The organism is Cupriavidus sp. 01L43 (assembly GCF_056399925.1).
This window is the reverse complement of the sequence record NZ_JBFTSH010000016.1, coordinates 26386-40818: the sequence shown is the minus strand read 5'-3', so window position 1 is coordinate 40818 and position 14433 is coordinate 26386. Positions and strand designations below refer to the sequence as shown.

Below are 14433 nucleotides of genomic sequence, written 5' to 3'. Positions count from 1 at the left end.
CCCGTTGGCACGGGAAGCGGGGCGAAATAGACCTAACTGCGGGGCCTAACCTGGACAATGCGGACGGCCCGGACCAGCCGGGCCGACGCGGCCAACCCGCCTCAGACCACGAACGGCAACTGGCGCTGGCGCTTGCCGGTGAGCCGGAACAGCGCGTTGGCCACTGCCGGCGCGATGGCCGGCACGCCCGGTTCCCCGAGGCCGGTCGGGTTGTCCTGCGAGGGGACGAAGAACACGTCCACCTGCGGGGCGTCCGGCATGCGGGGCGGCGGGTAGTCGGGGAAGTTGCTGTTCTTCACCGCGCCGTTCTCGATCTCGATGGCAAACCCGGGCCGGGTCATCGACAGCCCGAACACGCAGCCGCCCTGGATCTGCGCCTCGGCCGAGAGCGGATTGACCACGCGGTTCGCGTGCACGCCGGCGGTCACGCGGTGCACGCGCGGCTCACCCTTGACCACCGACACGTCCACCACATAGGCCACCACCGAGCCGAACGACTCGTGCACGGCCACGCCCCAGGCATGCCCCTTCGGCAGCTTCTTCTTGCCGTAGCCGGACTTGTCCACCGCCAGTTGCAGCGCGGCGCGGTGCCGGGCGTGCTTTTGCGGGTCCAGCCGGGCCAGGCGCCACGCCACCGGGTCCTGCCTGGCGGCGGTAGCCATCTCGTCGGCCAGCGTTTCCTTGACGAAGCCCGTGTGCGTGTTGCCCACCGAGCGCCACCAGAGCACCGGCACGTCCACCTTCGGATGATGCACGGCCAGTTGCAGCGGCACGTCGTAGTCGTTCTCGACGATGCCCTCAGTCATCGTCACGTCCACGCCGTTCTTGACCATCATCGACTCGAACGGCGTGCCGCTGACGATGGACTGGCCGACGATGGTGTGCTGCCAGCCCACCACGGCGCCCTTGGCGTCCACGCCGATGCGCGCGCGGTGCACGTGCAGCGGCCGGTAGTAGCCGCCCTTGATGTCGTCCTCGCGGCTCCACATCACCTTGAGCGGCTCGGTGTGGCCGTTGCCGACCCACGTGCGCAGCACATTGGCGGCTTCCACCAGATAGTCCGAGGTCGGCACCGCGCGCCGGCCGAAGCCGCCGCCAGCCATCATCGTGTTCAGCGTGACCTTCTCCGGCGCCAGCCCCAGCGTGCGGGCGATGGCGGCCTGGTCGACGGTCTGGAACTGCGAGCCCACCCACACCTTCACCGCCGTGGCCTTGTTGCCGGCCACCTCGGCCTGCATGGTGCAGTTGAGCGGCTCCATCGGCGCGTGGGCCAGGTACGGCAGGCGGTATTCGGCGTCGATGACCTTCGCCGCGCCCTTGAGCGAGGCGTCTATCCCCTCGAGCGGCCTGGCCACCGTGCCCGGCTGCGTGGCCAGCTTGCTGTACTGGTCGAACAGCGCGGCGGTGCTCACCGTCGAGCCGGTGTCTTCCCAGACGATCTCCAGCGCCTCGCGCGCGGTCTTGGCGGGCCAGTAGCCATCGGCCACCACGGCCACGCCGGTGCCGCCACGGTCCACGGGCACCAGCATCACATCGACCACGCCCTTGATCTTGCGCGCGCGGTCGGCGTTGAACGTCTTGACCTTGCCGCCAAAGCGCGGCGGGCGGGCCACCACGGCCACGACCATGTCCTTGAGCCGGGTGTCGATGCCGAACACGGCGTCGCCGTGCAGCTTGGCCGCCGAATCCAGGCGCGGCGTGGGCTTGCCGACGATGCGGAACTGCGCCGGGTCCTTGAGCGTGACCTGCGCCGGCACGGGCAGGCCCATGGCGGCGTTGGCCAGCTCGCCATACGTCGCGCGATGGCTGCCGGAGGTGACCACGCCCAGCGACGTGCTGCAGCTCGCCGGGTCCACCTTCCACTGCTGGGCCGCCGCCGAGATCAGCATCGCCCGGGCGCGCGCGCCCAGCTCACGATACTGCTGGAACGAGTGGTTCAGGGCCGTGGAGCCCCCGGTGATCTGGATGCCGAAGGCCGGGTCCTTGTACGCGTCGCCGGCCGGGGCCAGCACCGCGCGCACGTTCTTCCAGTCCACATCCAGTTCCTCGGCCAGCGCCATCGGCAGGGCCGTGTGCACGCCCTGGCCGAACTCGAGCCGGTTCACGGCCACCGTCACGGTGTTGTCCGGGCCGATGATCAGGAACGCCTGCGGCGCGGACGGCGCCTTGGGGGCGCCTTCCTGGGCCTGCGCAACCGCGCTGAGCCCGCCGATGCCGATCGCCAGCCCGCCGCCAGCCAGCCCGCCCAGCTTCAGGAAGCTGCGCCGCGAGAGCGGGGCGATGCCTTCTGCCGGCGCGGACGCCTCGCTCACCGGCGCGCCGCTGCCGCCGGCCAGTGCTTCAATGCCACGAATTCGCATGATGATTCCCCGCTCAGGCGATGGCCCGGGCGGCATCCTTGATGGCCGCGCGAATCCGTTGATAGGTGCCACAGCGGCAGATGTTGCCAGCCATGGCCTGGTCGATGTCGGCGTCGGTGGGGCGCGGCTTGCTGCGCAGCAGGCCCACGGCGCTCATTACCTGCCCGTTCTGGCAGTAGCCGCACTGGGCCACGTCGTGGCGCAGCCAGGCGTCGAGCACGGCGCGGCCGATCTTGTCGTCCGGCATCGATTCGATGGTGCCGACCTTGCTGCCGGCCACGGCCGAAATCGGCATCACGCAGCTACGCGTGGCCTGACCGTTGATGTGGACCGTGCAGGCGCCGCAGGCAGCCATGCCGCAGCCGAACTTGGTGCCGGTCATGCCGAGGTTGTCGCGCAGGGCCCAGAGCAGTGGCGTGGACGGATCGGCGTCCACGTCCACGGTCTTGCCGTTGAGGGTGAGGGTAGTCATTGCGGGGAACTCCTTGGGTGCGTTGCCCTTAGTCTTCTTGCATCGCACCGCCGGGCTCGTTGGCAAGCAACGTGGCACGGGATCCCTGGCCACCCGGCGGCGCCCACGGAGGATAGAACAAATTCGAGAAACGTGCGCCGCCCTACGCACACGGGTTGGCGTGCACCGGGATGGGGCGAAACGGAAGTTTCTGGGCCCTGCTAATTAAGTAGCGCCCCTTCTATTTAGTCGCGGACAAATAGAGATGCAGCGCGTTGAGGTCGGTGTCGTTCATCTTGGCGAACGACGAGAACGGCATGACCCGGCTGACGTCGGTGCCGTCGGGCCGCTTGCCGGTGCGCATCATGGCGACGAACTGGTCCGGCTGGGGGTAGCGCTTCATCACGCCGTTCGGGCGCAGGTCGGCGGCCGGCGGCCAGTCGGGCGGCGCGCCGGGGATATGGCCGCCGCGCAGGTCGCCGCCATGGCAGCCCATGCAGGCATTGGCCATGTACTGGCCATAGGCCGGCGTCACCGCGGCGGCAATCGCCGGCGCGGGCGGCAGGTCATGGTTGATCTTCTCGGCGGCGTCCCGGATCACGCCCGCGCCGTACAGCCCCTGCGCGAACCACGGGAAGCGCACTTCGGCCGGCTGCCCGTTGGCCGGCGGCAGGCTGCGCACGTAGGCCACCAGCGCGCCGAAGTCCTCGTTTGAAAGCCGGTTGTAATCCTCGCTCGGCATGATCAGCAGCGGCCGGCCCGTTGGCGCCACGCCGTGGCGGATGGCGCGGTCCCAGTCCTCCGGGCGGTATTTGGCGACGTCGGGGTTGGCCTGGGTGATGTCCGGCGCCCGCACGCGCAGGCCGTTGGGCTCGTCGAAGACCTGCTTGCCGGCGCCCTTGGCGCCGTGGCAGTCCATGCAGCCGCGCGATTCGTAGAGATATTTGCCATGGGCGATGGCGGCGGTGTCGGTGGGAATCGTCACCGGGGTCACGTTGACCTTCACGGTCCGCGCGAGCTTGCGTCCGCCCCACCAATAGGTACTGCCCACGGCCACCACCACCACGACAACGAAGGTAATCGACGCCGAACTGGCGATGCGGAAGAATCGCGCAATATCCATGGGTTCCCCTCTCCGTGGCGGAGGCACGGCCGCCGCGCGGCCCGCCCCGGCCTGATTGCAGCCGGATCGGGGCGCGGATTCTGTGCGCGATGATACAGACGCCGACCGCCCGCGGCATCGGGTCTTCCCCACCCCCTACCAAAAAATGCGCCCGAGCGCCAGCCCCAACAACGCCCCGCCATGCCCCGTATCTCGGGGCTCGTCCGCCCCGCAGAACGACTACATTGCGCCATACGCTGGGCAGGGGTGCGACCGTTGCACCGGCACCCGCCGTACCCCGGACCGCCTCCTGATGCACAGGGGCAGCCATCGACAACACAAGACATGACGCCAGAGACGGCCGCGAACCCCCTCCAACCCCCGCCCCCGGCGGCTGCCCCCTGGCGGCGGCGGCTGCAGGGCGCGCTGCTGGCACTGTGCACGCTCGCCGGGGTGGCGGCCATCTGGGCCGGCCACGAACTGCTGGTCTCGGCCGCGCTGGTGGCGATCTTCCCGGCCTGCATCGCCTTCATGAGCGCGCAGAATCGCAAGAGCCGCGCCAACCTGCGCAGCAGCGAGCAGCGCTTCCGGCAGGCGCTGGAGCATTCGGCCATCGGCATGGCGCTGGTCGGGCTGGACGGGCGCTGGCAACTGGTGAACCGGGCCATGTGCGAGCTGCTCGGGTACACGCCCGAGGAGTTCCGGGAGATTCCGTTCCAGCGGATGACCCACCCGGACGACCTGGACGCCGACCTGCGCCAGCTGGAACGCCTGACCGCCGGCGAGATCGACGCCTACCGCATGGAAAAGCGCTACCGCCACAAGGACGGCCGCTACCGCTGGGCGCTGCTGGCCGTGTCGATGGTGCGCAACCAGCAGACCGGCCAGCCGGACCATTACATCTCCCAGATCGAGGATATCCACAGCCGCAAGACGGACCACGAGCGCATGGAACAACTGGCACGCCGCATGGAACTGGCCGTGGAAGCCGGCGGCGTGGGCATCTGGGAATGGGATTTCACCAACGCCACCATCACCTGGGACGCCCGCATGCACGCGCTGCACGGCACCTCGGTGGAGCTGGGCGCGCCCACGCTGGCGCAGTGGATCGCCATGCTGCACCCCGAGGACGTGAGCCGGGTCAGCACCGAGATGCGCCAGGCGATTCGCGGCGTGCATCGCTTCGACACCGAATACCGCGTGGTCTGCCCCACCGGCGAGGTGCGCCACGTGCGCGCCATGGCCATGGTCTCGCACCACGACGATGAGGACGACGACGATGGCGGCGGCGCCAGCGCAGGCACCCCCACGCGCCGCGGCATGACGCGCGCCCTGGTCGGCACGAACTGGGACATCACCGAGCAGCGCCGCCTGAACCGCGCGCTGTTCGAGGAAAAGGAGCGGCTGCACATCACCTTGCGCTCGATCGGCGACGCGGTGATCTGCACGGACCGCGTGATGCGCGTGACCTTCATGAACCCGATCGCCGAGCAGCTCACCGGCTGGAGCATGGACGCCGCGATGGGCCAGCCGCTCGAGCAGGTCTTCCGCATCGTCGATGAAATCACCGGGGTGACCATCCCCAGCCCGGTGGAGCAGTGCCTGCAAACCCTGCGCCCGGCCTACCTCCAGGAAGGCGCGGTGCTGCAAAGCCTGACCGGCGAGCGCCACGACGTGCAGGACTCCGCCGCGCCGGTGCTGACCAATGACGGCGGCGTGCTGGGCGCCGTGCTGGTGTTCCAGGACATCACGACCTCCCGGGCGCTGCAGCGCGAACTGGCCCACTCGGCCACCCACGACGCCCTGACCGGCCTGCCCAACCGCGCCTGGTTCGAAAAGCGCCTGCGCGAGTCCTGCGAGGCCGCCCGCCTGCATGGCCACCGCGCCGCGCTGTGCTTTATCGACCTGGACCGCTTCAAGATCGTCAACGACACCGCCGGCCACGGCGCCGGCGACGTGCTGCTGCGCGAACTGGGCTACGTGATCCGCCACCACGTGCGCCCGGACGACCTGCTCGCCCGGCTGGGCGGCGACGAATTCGCGCTGCTGCTCAAGGACTGCTCGGTGGACCAGGCCGAGCACGTGTGCCAGAAGGTCATCGACGCCGTGCGCGAGCGCCGCTTCCCGTGGGAAGGCCGCGTCTACGACGTGGGCGCGAGCATCGGCATCGCCGCCATCGACGCGGACACCCCGCCGGTAGGCGAGCTGATGAGCCGCGCCGACGTGGCCTGCTACGCCGCCAAGGCCGCCGGTCGCAACCGGGTCTCGGTCTACCGGCGCGATGAAAGCGACGCGCGGCGCCATCACCGCGAGCTGGAGGTGGCCGCCGGCATCCATTCGGCCCTCGACGCCAACCGCTTCCGCCTCTACGCCCAGGAGATCCGCTCGCTGCGTGAGGGCGAGCAGGGCCGGCACGTCGAGATCCTGGTCCGCATGGTCGATGAGCAAGGCGCGCTGATCATGCCCGGCGCGTTCATCCCGGCCGCCGAACGCTACGACCTGATGGGTCACATCGACCGCTGGGTGATCCGCAACGTGCTGCACCAGTACGGGCGGCGGCTGGCGGCGGTGCCGGGGCTGTCGGTGTCGATCAACCTGTCGGCCAACTCGCTGGGCGAGCCCTTCCTGCTGCCCTTCCTGCACGACGCCCTGCGCGACTCCGTGCTCCCCGCCAACCGCATCCGGCTGGAGATCACCGAGACCGCGCTGATCAACAACATGACCGCCGCCAGCCGGCTGGTGGCCGAGATGCGCAGCACCGGCTGCACCGTGGCGCTGGACGACTTCGGCGCCGGCCTTTCGTCGTTTTCCTATCTGAAGCAGTTCCCGGTGGACTACCTCAAGATCGACGGCAGCTTCATCCGCAACCTCACCGGCAGCGTGGTGGACCGCGAGATCGTCAGTTCGATCAACGACATCGGCCACCGGCTGGGCGTGCAGACCGTGGCCGAGTCCGTGGAGGACGAGGAAACGCTGGGCACGCTGCGCGCGATCGGCGTGGACTACGCCCAGGGCTATGTGATCGGCCGGCCGGTGCCGGTGGAGCAGTTGCTCGAGGCGTGGGAGCACGAGGCGGACGCGGCCTGACCTGTTAACGGCGACACCGCAAACCACGCCCAGGCGCACATCGACACCACCGTTTCTCCCTCTCCCCTCAGCGGGAGAGGGCCGGGGAGAGGGGTGGTCTAGCAAGCGACCACACACAGCGGGGCCCTCGGTGTGCTCCAGCGCGCAGGCTTCGGCCAGCGCCGGCCCTCTCCCCCAACCCCTCTCCCGCAAGCGGGCGAGGGGAGCAAAACATCACATGGCCGTTCGGTTTTCCGAACGGCCTGCCGCCCATCCGTCCGGATCCCCGAACGCCGCGCCGCCGCCACGCGCAAAATCCCTTTCCAATCATCGACTTACACCCTTCCCAAAGCGCCGCCGCGCTGGCACGCCTCGTGCACACCTAGGCGCCGCTGTCAGGGCGCGACGCCTACGTGCCCGACCCCAAGGAGGATGTACTGACGATGACAATGAAGCGACTGCCCACACTGATCTTCATCGCGATGCTGCTCGGCGTTCTGGCCGGCACCGCTGCCCACCACCTGGCGCCCGACGCCGCCACCGCGAAATCGATCGCGGACCACTTCGCCATCCTCACCGACATCTTCATGCGGATGATCAAGATGATCATCGGCCCGCTGGTGTTCGCCACGCTGGTCGCCGGCATCGCCGGCATGGGCGACGGCAAGGCCGTCGGCCGCATCGGCCTGAAGGCGATGGCCTGGTTCCTGGGCGCATCGATCACCTCGCTGCTGCTGGGTCTGGTGATGGCCAACCTGCTGGCGCCGGGCCACGGCATGAACCTGCCGCTGCCAGCCGCGGACGCCGCCTCGAACCTGAAGACCGGGGCGCTGAACCTGCGCGAGTTCATCGCGCACATGTTCCCCAAGAGCTTCGTGGAGGCCATGGCCACCAACGAGATCCTCCAGATCGTGGTGTTCTCGCTGTTCTTCGGCTTCGCGCTCGGCACGCTCAAGGACGGCATCGGCAAGCCGGTGCTGCAGGGCGTGGACGGCCTCGGCCACGTGATGCTGAAGGTGACCAATTACGTGATGGCGTTCGCGCCGGCTGGCGTGTTCGGCGCGGTGGCTGCCGTGATCACGGCGCAGGGCCTGGGCGTGTTGACCGTCTACGCCAAGCTGCTGGGCAGCCTCTACCTGTCGCTGGCCCTGCTCTGGGTGGCGCTGATCGCCGGCGGCTACTACTTCCTGGGCCGTGACATCTTCCGCCTGATCCGCCAGCTCCGTGCGCCGCTGATGATCGGCTTCGCCACGGCCAGCAGCGAATCGGCCTACCCGAAGGTGATCGAGCAGCTCACGCGCTTCGGCGTGAAGCCGCGCATCACCGGCTTCGTGCTGCCGCTCGGCTACTCGTTCAACCTGGACGGCTCCATCATGTACACCTCGTTCGCCGCGCTGTTCGTGGCGCAGGTGTACGGCATCCAGCTCTCGCTCACGCAGCAGATCACCATGCTGCTGGTGCTGCTGGTGACCAGCAAGGGCATCGCGGGCGTGCCGCGCGCCTCGCTGGTGGTGGTGGCCGCCGTGCTGCCGATGTTCGGCCTGCCGGAGGCCGGCATCCTGCTCGTGTTGGGGATCGATCACATCCTGGACATGGGCCGTACCGTCACCAATGTGCTGGGCAATGCCATTGCCACGACCGTCGTCGCCAAAAGCGAAGGCGCGATCGGCGCGCCGGATCTCTCCGACGAGGACGACACCTCGGCGGACAGCAACACCGGCCTGACACCCGCTCAGGCGCTGGCCAGCAAGTAAGCCGGCCAGGCGTGCCAGGGCCCGGTTGCCGATCAGGCGGCCGGGCCTTTTTGCGTTTACCGGGACGTCTGACCCGTCCGATTTGGCCGGCACTTGCATGGGGTGTGGTAAAACGTGGGCCTCGCCGCGGATCCGGCCCGCACCGCGCCAGCAGCATGCGGCGTCGGCGTCACCCGACGGCTGTGCATCCGCCTCACAGAATTCCTCATGACCGGCCCCCTGTCCTCCGCCGATACCGGCCTCGCTCCTGGCGGGGGCGGCGGCACCTCGCCCTGGCGCCGCGCCGCGCCGATCGTCGCCCTGCTGGCCCTGGCCGCGCTGGTGACGGCCGCGGGCTGGCTCGGCTATCGCTTTACCTATGACACCGCGCTGAACCGCCAGGCCGAACGTGGCCAGGTGCAGATGCGCCTGTACGCCCAGGCGCTGGAGAGCGAACTGGCCCGTTTCGACTACGTGCCAAGCCTGCTCTCGCTCGATGCCCGCATCGAGGGGCTGCTGCGCCAGCCGGGCAACCCCGAGCGCGTGGCCGCCGCCAACGCCTACCTCGCCGCGCTGAACGGCCGGGCCGGCACCCGCGTGGTCTATATCCTCGACGCGCGCGGCAAGGTCCTCGCGACCAGCAATTTCCAGCGTCCCGACAGCTATCTCGGCGAAGACCTGAGCTTCCGCCCCTACTTCCGCAGCGCCATCGAAGGCCAGCTCGGCCGCTTCTACGGCGTGGGCACCACGCGCAGCGAATCTGGCTACTACCTCTCCGCCCCGCTGGGCGACCGTGACAAGCCGGTGGGCGTGGCGGTGGTCAAGATCGGCCTGGAGCCGCTCGAGAACCGCTGGCAGGGCAACGACAGCCAGATGCTGCTGAGCGACGAGAACGGCGTGGTGATCCTCGCTTCGGACCCGTCCTGGAAGCTGGCCGCCACGCGGCCGCTGGCGCCGGCCCAGCGCGAGAAGCTGGACCGCTCGCTCCAGTACAACCGCGCCCCGCTGCCCCCGCTGGCGCTGACCACGGTGCGCGAACTCGGCCTCGGCCCCAGCGAGGGCGGCGACGCCCTGGTACGGCTGCGCCAGGGCCCGCCGATGCTGGCCCAGCACCTGGCCCTGCCCGGCACCGACTGGAACCTGACCCTGCTGACCAATACCTCGCAGGCCCGCGTGGCCGCGCTCAACAGCGCGGCGCTGGCCGGCGTGCTGGCGGCGTTCGTGCTGCTGCTCGGGGCGGCCTGGAACGTGCGGCGGCGCATCGTCAGCGAGCGGCTGGCGGCGCGCACGGCGCTGGAGGCGGCCAACAGCGAACTCGAACGCAAGGTGGCCGAACGCACCGCCGACCTCTTCGCCGCGAACCAGCAACTGCATGCCGAAGTGGCCGAACGCACCCGCACCGAGACCTTCCTGCGCCAGGCGCAGGACGGGTTGATGCAGGCCGGCAAGCTCGCGGCGGTGGGCCAGATGTCGGCCGGCATCGCCCATGAACTGAACCAGCCGCTCGCGGCGCTGCGCACGCTCTCGGGCAACACCGGCAAGTTCCTCGAACGCGGCGACCACGCCACGGCGCAGGAAAACCTCGGCAAGATCATCGGGCTGGTGGACCGCATGGGGCGCATCACGGGCGCGCTGAAGTCCTTCGCGCGCAACCCGTCGGTGGGCCAGCGCGGCACGGCCCGGCTGGCCGAGGCGGTGGACAACGCGCTGTTCCTGCTGGAGACGCGCATCGCGGCGGTGGCGCCGGCCATCGAGCGCGACATCGACCCCCATCTGATGGTGGCCTGCGACCCGAACCGGCTCGAGCAGGTGCTCGTCAACCTCGTCGGCAATGCACTCGATGCGATGGCCGCGATGGCCGGCCGCACCGCGCCCCGGCTCTCGCTGCACGCCTACCAGAGCGGCGGGCTGGTGCACCTGACCGTGCGCGACAGCGGCCCGGGGCTGTCCGAGGCGGCCTTCGCGCGGCTGTTCGAGCCATTCTTCACGACCAAGCCGGCTGGCGAAGGGCTGGGGCTCGGCCTGACGCTGTCCGCCGGCATCCTGAACGAGAACGGCGGCACGCTGACCGCGATCAACCATCCCGAGGGCGGCGCCTGCTTTACGCTCGCCCTGCCCGAGGCCGGGCCGGAGGCGCGGCATGTCGGCTGAGGTGCAGCAGCCGGACGCCATGACGGCTGGCATGACGACGATGACGGTGATGATCGTCGAGGACGACCCGGACGTGCGGCTCGGCTGCGAGCAGGCACTGCGGCTCGAAGGCATGGCCACGCGCGGCGTGCCCAGCGCCGAGGCCGCGCTGCGCGAGGTGCAGGCCGGCTACGCCGGCATCGTCGTCAGCGACATCCACCTGCCCGGCGCCGACGGCATGGCGCTCCTGCGCGAGCTGATGACGCGCGACGCCGCGCTGCCGGTCATCATGATCACCGGTCACGGCGACGTGTCGCTGGCCGTGCAGGCGATGAAACAAGGCGCGTACGACTTCCTCGAGAAGCCGTTCTCGCCCGAGCGGCTGGTGGCCACGTGCCGCCGCGCGCTCGACAAGCGCCGGCTGGCGCTGGAAGTGGCCGAGCTGCGCGCGCGGCTGGCCGGGCGCGAGACGCTGTCCGCCCGGCTGATCGGCGACTCCCCGGCCATCGGCCGGCTGCGCCAGATGATTGCCGACCTGGCCGACACCGCCGCCAACGTGCTGATCCACGGCGAGACCGGCACCGGCAAGGAGCTGGTGGCGCGCTGCCTGCACGAAGCCAGCGGCCGGCGGGCGCGCCATTTCGTGCCGATCAACTGCGGCGGCCTGCCCGAACAGCTGTTCGAATCGGAGATCTTCGGCCACGAGGCCGGCTCGTTCACGGGCGCCGCGCGGCGCCGCATCGGCAAGATCGAGCATGCCGACGGCGGCACGCTATTCCTCGACGAGATCGAGAGCATGCCGATGCCGATGCAGATCAAGCTGCTGCGCGTGCTGCAGGAGCGCGTGGTGGAGCGGCTGGGCTCCAACCTGCCGGTGCCGGTGAACGCACGCGTGGTGGCGGCGACCAAGGCGGACCTGCGCGCGCTGGCGGATGCCGGCCAGTTCCGCGCCGACCTGTACTACCGGCTGAACGTGGTGACGCTGGCCCTGCCGCCGCTGCGCGAGCGGCGCGAGGACGTGCCGCAGCTATTCGAGCATTTCGTCGCCCAGGCCGCGCTGCGCTTCGAGCGCGAGGCCGTGCCGGCCACGGCGGCCGAGCTGGCCCGGCTGGTGGCCTACCCCTGGCCCGGCAATGTGCGCGAGCTGCGCAACCTGGCGGAACGCCACGTGCTCGGCCTGGGCTGCGACCCCGCCCAGGGTGGCGCCGCGCCGCACGCGCTGCCGCTCTCCCAGGCCGTGGAGCAGTTCGAGCGCGCGCTGATCGCCGATGCGCTGCGCCGTCACGACGGCAACCTGAGCCGCGCCGGCGAGGCGCTGGGCGTGGCCAAGACCACCCTGTTCGACAAGGTGAGGAAGTACGGGCTGAACTGACCGTCACGCCGTCGACGGCAATGTATCGAATGTACGAGCGGGGGAACTGCCGCGCCTGGCACCTGTCCCTTGAGAGGTGCGCTGGGACTGGCACGCGGGCAAAAATGCCGGCGAGAATGCGAACCGACAGCGTTGGTGCCGTCCACCGAAGCTGCCCGATGTACGTTAAACAACAAAAGTGTGACGCCAACCACGGGTTTCCCTGTGGCGGCACAGCGCGATGAAGCCATACTATTGGCATGGCGGAACCCTACCGACAGGCGGCACAGACTGCCAGGTTCCAACCGCGCGCGCGGGCACCTGAGCCCACGCACGCGTAAAAGCAACAAAGACCGGCCGGGGAGCGGGTCGCAAATGTCAGGGTCAGTAAATCCGGCAGCCCGGATCAAAACGGCGTGGCGCGTCCGAGGGTGCCACGCGGCGAGCAACAGGCGCCGTGCTGCCGATCGACACTACGGGTGATTGGATGAAACTGGATCCGGAACTGGCTGAAAAGCCCTACTACAGCACGCGGACCGCGGCAAAACTTCTCAACGTCTCGTTGGGCACCGTCCAGAAAATGGTCGAACGCGGCGAATTGGGCGCGTGGAAGACCAACGGCGGCCATCGGCGCATTCACAAGGAAACCGTCCATCGCCTGCTGGCGAGCCGCGCCACGCCCGACATGGCCGCCGAGCACGACCTCGACCTTGTGGTGTTTCACCCGAACCACCAGGAAGCGCAGCGCATCAGCGCCCAGCTGGGCAAGTGGTCGCTGCCGCTCAAGAGCCAGGTGCTCGAGGACGTGGTCGACACGGTCATCACCTCGGTCGACGCCCGGCCGCGCGTGGTGCTCTACTACGTGGAGGAGCTGAACGACGCCGAGTCGGCGACCATCGAGAAGCTCCAGAACTTCTTCGCGCGGCAACGCGTGATCTTCGCCGTGATCACCAACCGCCAGGCCTATGACGGCGTGGCCGATGCGCTCCAGCAATGGGGCATCATGGTGTTCCTGAAGACGCCGTCGCTGGAAGAGATCAAGGGCTTCCTGCGCGCGCAGCTGATGATGGGGCGCGTGGGCGCCTGAGCGCAGGCTGGCTCCCCTCCTCCTTCCGGGAGAGGGGAGCAAGACCACGCGTCCGGTATTAAGTAAGAGCCCCGTACACTCCCGCTCCCCTTCCCCTCAGGCCGCCACGGCTTCCTGGCAGGACGCCATCATCCAGCCGTACAGGTCGCGCGGGTCCGGCGGCAGCGCCACGAGCGCGATCGGCCTTCCCACCCCATGCGCGCGCGCCGCAGCATGGAGCCAGCGCAGCACCGCGTAGTCCTCCAGCGCGAATCCGACCGAATCGAAGATCGTCACATCGTCCACCGACACCCGGCCCGGCGCGGCGCCTGACAGCACTTCCCACAACTCATGCACCGGCGCCTCGGGCCATTGCTGGATCTCGCCCTCGATGCGGGACTGCGGGGCGTACTCCACCACGATCCGCGCGGCGTGCAGGATGTCCGCGTGCAGCTCGGTCTTGCCCGGGCAGTCGCCGCCCACGGCGTTCAGGTGCATGCCGGGACGGATCATGTCTGGCGTGAGGATGGTGGCGTGGGTCTTGTCGGCCGTCACCGTGGCCACGATGTCGGCCCCCGCCAGCGCGGCCGAGATCGACCCCACCGGCACGATCGACAAGCCCGCCACGCCGGCAAGGTTGTGCACCAGCCGCGCGGTGGCCGCCGGGTCGATGTCGTAGGCGCGGATCTCGCGCACGCCGAGCATCGCGTGGAAGGCCAGCGACTGGAATTCGGCCTGCGCGCCGTTGCCGACCAGCGCCATCGTGCGGGCACCGGGCCGGGCCATGGCGCGCGCCGCCAGCGCCGAGGTGGCGGCCGTGCGCAGCGCCGTGGCCAGCGTCAGGTCGGCCAGCAGCAGCGGGAAGCCCGTGCGCACATCGGCCAGCATGCCGCAGGCCATCACCGTCGGCAGCGCCTGCTGCGCGTTGCCGGGATGCCCGTTGACGTACTTGAAGGCGAACTGGGCGCCGTCGCTGACCGGCATCAGTTCGATCACGCCCACCGGCGAATGGCTGGCCAGCCGCGCCGATTTCTCGAAGGCGGGCCACCGCAGGAAGTCTTGGCGGACGTGCTCGGCGACCTCGCCGATGGCCCGGGCGACGCCGATGCGGCGCACCAGCGTGGCGGCGTCGGCGGCATCCAGGAAGGTTGTCATTTTGGCCGTCATGGCGGTC

9 protein-coding genes are annotated in these 14433 nt (G+C 69.6%); 5 read left to right on the top strand and 4 right to left on the bottom strand.

Annotation, left to right across the window (positions count from 1 at the left end):
* Positions 1-101: 101 nt before the first annotated feature.
* The 3 genes from AC1DP9_RS22140 to AC1DP9_RS22130 form a co-directional block, all read right to left on the bottom strand.
* Entirely contained in the window at positions 102-2360 is a 2259-nt protein-coding gene (locus tag AC1DP9_RS22140) for a xanthine dehydrogenase family protein molybdopterin-binding subunit (RefSeq protein ID WP_477108506.1), read from the bottom strand.
* Between the two features lie 13 nt (positions 2361-2373).
* The gene (locus AC1DP9_RS22135) at positions 2374-2832 is read right to left on the bottom strand and encodes a (2Fe-2S)-binding protein (RefSeq protein ID WP_092298240.1); all 459 of its coding nucleotides are present in this window, start codon (positions 2830-2832) and stop codon (positions 2374-2376) included.
* A gap of 220 nt (positions 2833-3052) precedes the next feature.
* A complete protein-coding gene (locus tag AC1DP9_RS22130; protein ID WP_092298237.1) occupies positions 3053-3934 on the bottom strand; it encodes a c-type cytochrome in 882 nt (293 codons plus the stop codon).
* Between the two features lie 324 nt (positions 3935-4258).
* Between AC1DP9_RS22130 and AC1DP9_RS22125 the strand changes: the two genes are divergently transcribed.
* The 5 genes from AC1DP9_RS22125 to AC1DP9_RS22105 all read left to right on the top strand — a co-directional run bounded on the left by AC1DP9_RS22125 (position 4259) and on the right by AC1DP9_RS22105 (position 13280).
* Complete coding sequence (locus AC1DP9_RS22125) at positions 4259-7000, top strand: diguanylate cyclase (RefSeq protein WP_477108505.1); 2742 nt, start codon at positions 4259-4261, stop codon at positions 6998-7000.
* A gap of 422 nt (positions 7001-7422) precedes the next feature.
* Entirely contained in the window at positions 7423-8733 is a 1311-nt protein-coding gene (locus AC1DP9_RS22120; protein ID WP_092298234.1) for a dicarboxylate/amino acid:cation symporter, read from the top strand.
* A gap of 207 nt (positions 8734-8940) precedes the next feature.
* Positions 8941-10863, top strand: coding sequence for a sensor histidine kinase (locus tag AC1DP9_RS22115; RefSeq protein ID WP_477108504.1), 1923 nt, complete (start codon positions 8941-8943; stop codon positions 10861-10863).
* 31 nt (positions 10864-10894) lie between these two features.
* Positions 10895-12214, top strand: coding sequence for a sigma-54-dependent transcriptional regulator (locus AC1DP9_RS22110; RefSeq protein WP_477108540.1), 1320 nt, complete (start codon positions 10895-10897; stop codon positions 12212-12214).
* A gap of 466 nt (positions 12215-12680) precedes the next feature.
* Complete coding sequence (locus tag AC1DP9_RS22105; protein WP_092298228.1) at positions 12681-13280, top strand: helix-turn-helix domain-containing protein; 600 nt, start codon at positions 12681-12683, stop codon at positions 13278-13280.
* A 96-nt stretch (positions 13281-13376) separates the two neighbouring features.
* Here the strand turns inward: AC1DP9_RS22105 and AC1DP9_RS22100 are convergent, their stop codons facing one another.
* Positions 13377-14426, bottom strand: coding sequence for an ornithine cyclodeaminase (locus tag AC1DP9_RS22100; protein ID WP_477108503.1), 1050 nt, complete (start codon positions 14424-14426; stop codon positions 13377-13379).
* Positions 14427-14433: the final 7 nt, after the last annotated feature.